Here is a 5048-nt window from a genome sequence, read left to right on the forward strand (position 1 = left end):
GCCCGAACCGGTCGCGCCACACGATGGGCGGGGACCGGGGCGTGCTCCGGCGCGGCGGGCAGCCCGCGGCGCAGCGGGCCGGTCATCGCCGGCGGCAGGCTGGCGGTGTCGGTCCGGCCCGCGAGCAGCTGCGTCGGGATCAGCACGATGGCGCGGATGCCGCCGTAGTCGGATTCGCTCAGGCGCACCGAAACCCCGTGCGCGAGAGCGAGTCTGGCGACCACGAACAGGCCGAGGCGCGAGTCCGAGGACAGCGTGCCGACGCCGAAGTCCGGCGGATCGGCCAGCATCGCGTTGTAGCGGTCCAGGTCCTCGGGCGTCATGCCCATGCCCTGGTCGGTGATCTCCACGACCACGCCCTTGCCGACGACGTTGCCGCCCGCCTCCACCCGCGACTGCGGCGGGGAGAACGCGGTGGCGTTGTCGACGAGCTCGGCGAGCAGGTGCACGAGGTCGGCCACGACCGTGCCCACCACGCTGACCTCGGGCAGCTTGGTGACGCGCACCCGCGCGTAGTCCAGGGTCTCGCCGATGGCGCTGCGCACCACGTCCATCACCGGCACCGGCTGGCGCCACTGGCGACCGGGGCGCCCGCCGCCGAGGATGATCAGGTTCTCGGCGTTGCGGCGCTCGCGGGTGGCCAGGTGGTCCAGGCGGAACAGCGTCTCGAGCAGGGCCGGATCCTCTTGGCGCCGTTCGGCTTCGTCGAGGATCTCGAGCTGGCGGTGCACCACGATCTGGCTGCGGTGGGCGATGTTGAGGAACACCGCGCGCACGCCCTCGCGGGTGCGGGCCTCGTCGACGGCGGCACCGAGCGCGGCGGCGGCGGCGTGCTCGAAGGCGTCGGCGACCTGACCGATCTCGTCGCGACCGAAGTCCAGTTTCGGCGCGATGGCCTCGGCGTCGACCTCGCCGCCCTCGCGCAGCACGCGCATGGTGGCGGGCAGGTGCTCGTCGGCCAGCTGCAAAGTCTGGTTGCGCAGGCGGCGCAGGCGACGAATGATCCGGTTGGCCAGGACCACCGCGATCAGGAACACCAGCACACTGAGCGCCACGACGCCGCCACCGGCCAGCGCCGAGGTGACCTCGGCGCGGTGGGCGGAATCGGCCGCGGCGGACTGCACGCCCTTGCCGTGCGAACCGTAGAGGTTGAGCAGGGCGCGACCGACGAAGGCGTTGGACTCCTGCCACTCCGCCGGCGTCGCGGGCAGCGGCTCGAGGCTGCTCGGCTTGGCGCCGATCGCGGCGGGATCGGAGTAGCGCACCACCAGCGCGGTGTTCGTCGCGACGACCTGCTGCCACTGGGGGCTGGCCATGAGCGCGTTGATCATGTCGCGGTCGGTGGGTCGCAGCTGCGGGGCCAGCGCGACGAGCTCGGCCTGGAAATGCCCGCTCTGGCGCATGAACTCGTCGAGCGGGATCGCCAGCGCGCCGTTGGACGCCATGAGCGCGGTGCCGACGGTGTTGGCGCGCGACATCGATTCGATGACGCCGAGCAGCCGGTCGCCGTAGGTCGAGCGCACGGCGAGTTCGGAGGTGGGCGCCTGCAACGAGGCGACATTGGAACCGGCGGCGAACTTGTCGATGACGGTGTTGAAGAAGTAGTAGGCGTCAGTGGTCGGCAGCATGCGCGCGTCGACCGCGCCGCGCAACTGGACCTGGGCCTGCAGGAACTGATCGTAGGCTTCCTGGCTGTCACCGATGTCGACCTCGTTGACCGAGCGCAGCTTCTGCACGGCGACGTTCATCGCGGTGAACGCCACATCGGCGCGGGTGCGCGCGGCGGGCAGCGCGGGCGCGGCGGTCTCGTCACCGGCGAGCACGGCCAGCGTCAGCGCGCGTTCGGCCTGGAACGCCTCCAGCTGCTCCTGCATCGGATCGATCATCGACTGCAGCTGAGTGGCCCACGCCTTGGCGTCGTTACTCTGCTCGACCAGGTAGCCCGCGGTGCCGACGCCGACCACCACGAGGGTCAGACTCGGTATGAGGGCGATCGCCAGAATCCGGGTGCGCACACCGAGTCTCGCTAAGAACATCGCCACAACGTAACGGAATCGTTGCGAACTTGTCGTGCATGTCTCGCTGAGCGGGACGCGATTTGATTTCTCTGAAAAATCGGCGAGCTCACCCCGCCGGCTGAGCCTGCAACGGCCCAGTCGGCGGGGGCTCGCCGTGACCTGGCAGCGCCGGGAAAGATGCTGCCAGGTCAGGTTTCTCGGCGCCACTACAGTGTGCGGTCGGCGCCCGTTCGCGGTGGCGGAATGTCGGCCAGCGCCGCGTTCTCCGCCTCGGTCAACGATCTGGCGCGCACCACGAACCGCAGACCCCTGCCCGCGTCGAGCGAGTCGGCGGCGGCCTCGCCGCGCGTCACGTCGACGGTCAGGTGGGAGTGCTTGCAGTGTTCGTATTGGTCGGCGCTGAGCCAGAATTCGGTGTGCCAGTTGAGTCGACCCAGCATCCGGTCGGCCTGTTCGATCGGCACGCGCGTGATGGGCAGGCACACCGGCGCCTGCTCGTCGTCGCCGTGGCGTGACTGGCGAAACAGCACCGGGCCGTTGTCCTCGATGATGCGACGCAGCAGGTCCTGTGCGCGTTCGGTGATATCGACCCGGTGGATTCGGTTCTGCATCAGAACAATCCGAGCGTCGTCGTGGAATAGCTGACGAGCACGTTCTTGGTCTGCTGATAGTGCCCGAGCGTCATAGCGTGGCTCTCCCGTCCGAACCCGGATTTCTTGTAGCCGCCGAACGCGGCGTGCGCGGGGTAGGTGTGATAGCAATTGGTCCAGATCCGGCCCGCTTTGATGCCGCGACCGAGTCGGTGCGCGGCGTTCAGGTCGCGGGTCCACACGCCCGCACCGAGACCGTAGCGGGTGTCGTTGGCGATGCGGATGGCCTCCTCGACGGTGTCGAAGCGGGTCACCGCGACGACGGGGCCGAAGATCTCCTCCTGGAAGATCCGCATCGTATTGTCACCTTCGAAGACGGTGGGTTCGATGTAGTACCCACCCGGTAGGCCGTCGACCTTGCGTGCTTCCCCTCCAGTGAGCACGCGGGCGCCTTCGGCTCTGCCGATGTCGAAATAGGACAGAATCTTCTCGTACTGGTCGTTGCCGGCCTGCGCGCCGATCATCGTCTCGGTGTCGAGCGGATGACCGGACACGATGGCCTCGGTGCGGGCGAGGACACGGGCGAGGAATTCGTCGTAGATCGACGAATGGATCAGTGCCCGTGAGGGACACGTGCACACCTCGCCCTGGTTCATGGCGAACATCGCGAAGCCCTCGATCGCCTTGTCGAGGTAGTCGTCGTCGGCGGCCAGCACATCGGGCAGGAAGATGTTGGGACTCTTGCCGCCCAGTTCGAGGCTGATCGGGACGATGTTCTCGCTCGCGTAGGCCATGATCAGTCGCCCGGTGGTGGTCTCGCCGGTGAAGGCGATCTTGGCCAGGCGCGGGCTCTGCGCCAGCGGCTTGCCCGCTTCCACGCCGAATCCGTTGACCACGTTGAGAACTCCCGGCGGCAGCAGATCGGCGATGAGTTCGACGACCAGCAACAGTGAGGCCGGTGTCTGCTCGGCCGGTTTGATGACCACGCAGTTGCCCGCCGCCAGCGCGGGCGCGAGTTTCCACGCGGCCATCAGGATGGGGAAGTTCCACGGAATGATCTGCCCGACCACGCCGAGCGGTTCGTGGAAGTGATAGGCCACGGTGTCGGCGTCGATCTGGGAGATCGAACCTTCCTGGGCGCGGAGCACTCCCGCGAAGTAGCGGAAGTGATCGATGGCCAACGGCAGGTCCGCGCCGAGGGTCTCGCGGATCGGTTTGCCGTTGTCCCAGGTCTCGGCCACCGCCAGCGGTTCGAGACTGTTCTCGATGCGGTCGGCGATCGTGAGCAGGATGTCGGCGCGCGCGGCGACCGAGGTCGCGGCCCAGCCCTCGGTGGCGCGGTGCGCGGCCTCGAGGGCCATGTCGATATCGGCGGCGGTGGAACGGGCCACCGCGCAGAAGGTTTCCCCGTCGACCGGGGAGGTGTTGTCGAAGTAGCGGCCTTCCACGGGCGCGGCCCAGTCACCTCCGATGAAGTTGTCGTATCGGGCGGCATAGCTGACTATGCCGGTGTCCGATCCGGGCTTGCCGTAGATCATGGGGACACTATTGTCGGCAAAGGTTGGTACGAGGTTGGTGTGGGTTCTCGCCCAGGTCAGCCCTGGCGCGCGGTGTACAGCCGGGCGGTGACGACCGCGCGCCGCACGTCCTCGCGCGGCAGCAGGCGCAGGGCGTGTTCGTGCACGGCCACATCGCCGGGGCAGCGCTGGCCGAAGGCGACCGCGTGCTCGGGTCGATCGCTGCCCAGCACCGCGTTGCGGATGCCGACGTCGAGGTGGGCGCGCCACTGCTCCACCCCGGGCAGATCCGAACCCGGGAGCAGCGGACCGCGATACAGCCACAGCGCCGAGGTGAGGTCACCGCCCTCGATCGCGGCGAGCAGCTCGACCGCGTCGCACGAGATCGGCCCGGTGAGCATGTAGCGCCGGTTGGCGATCTCGCCGCGGGTGGCCCGACGCAGGTGCGACACATCGGCTTTGAGCGTGTTCAGCGAGACCGCGCGGTCGCCGTAGACCGCCGCGTGCAACTGTTCGGGGGTGTAGCCCTCCGGGACCAGCGCCAGCAGCGCCAGGATCTCGAGCTGGCGCGGCGGCAACGGCACCGGCCGCCCGTCGCGCAACAGCCGTGCGGTGCCGAGACATTCGATGCGCACGCCCGGCGCCGGGGTGGGCGCTTCGGCGCGCAGCATCGTCTCCACCGCCGTGACCAGCGCGCGCACCGAGGTCATCACCATCGGATGCGAGCGCTCCCACGTCGAGGACAGATCGAGCACGCCGACCTGGCGGCCGTCGGGTCCGTGGATGGGCGCGGAGTAGCAGACCCACCCGTGCAGCGCGGCGACGAGATGCTCGGCGGAGAACACGGTGACGGCCCGGTCGTCGTGCAGGGCCAACGACAATCCGTTGGTGCCCATATGGCTTTCGTCCCACACCCCGCCCGG

At 68.9% G+C, this 5048-nt stretch carries 4 protein-coding genes; all 4 read right to left on the reverse strand.

What is annotated here, in order from left to right:
* Nucleotides 1–2036, reverse strand: a 2036-nt coding sequence (locus ACFP3H_RS03820; RefSeq protein WP_378599701.1) for a sensor histidine kinase, incomplete at its 3' end; no start/stop codon positions are given.
* Between the two features lie 188 nt (nucleotides 2037–2224).
* Nucleotides 2225–2629 carry a DUF779 domain-containing protein gene (locus ACFP3H_RS03825; protein ID WP_378599704.1) on the reverse strand — a complete coding sequence of 135 codons (405 nt, stop codon included), beginning with the start codon at nucleotides 2627–2629 and terminating at the stop codon, nucleotides 2225–2227.
* A complete protein-coding gene (exaC, locus tag ACFP3H_RS03830) occupies nucleotides 2629–4146 on the reverse strand; it encodes an acetaldehyde dehydrogenase ExaC (RefSeq protein ID WP_378599706.1) in 1518 nt (505 codons plus the stop codon). Before exaC ends, ACFP3H_RS03825 begins: the two co-directional genes overlap by 1 nt.
* A gap of 56 nt (nucleotides 4147–4202) precedes the next feature.
* Nucleotides 4203–5048 (reverse strand): transcriptional regulator (locus ACFP3H_RS03835; protein WP_378599709.1); only part of this gene is annotated, 846 nt, incomplete at its 5' end.

Origin of the sequence: Nocardia lasii (genome assembly GCF_042658545.1) — a bacterium.
In the GTDB taxonomy this organism is placed as follows: domain Bacteria; phylum Actinomycetota; class Actinomycetes; order Mycobacteriales; family Mycobacteriaceae; genus Nocardia; species Nocardia lasii.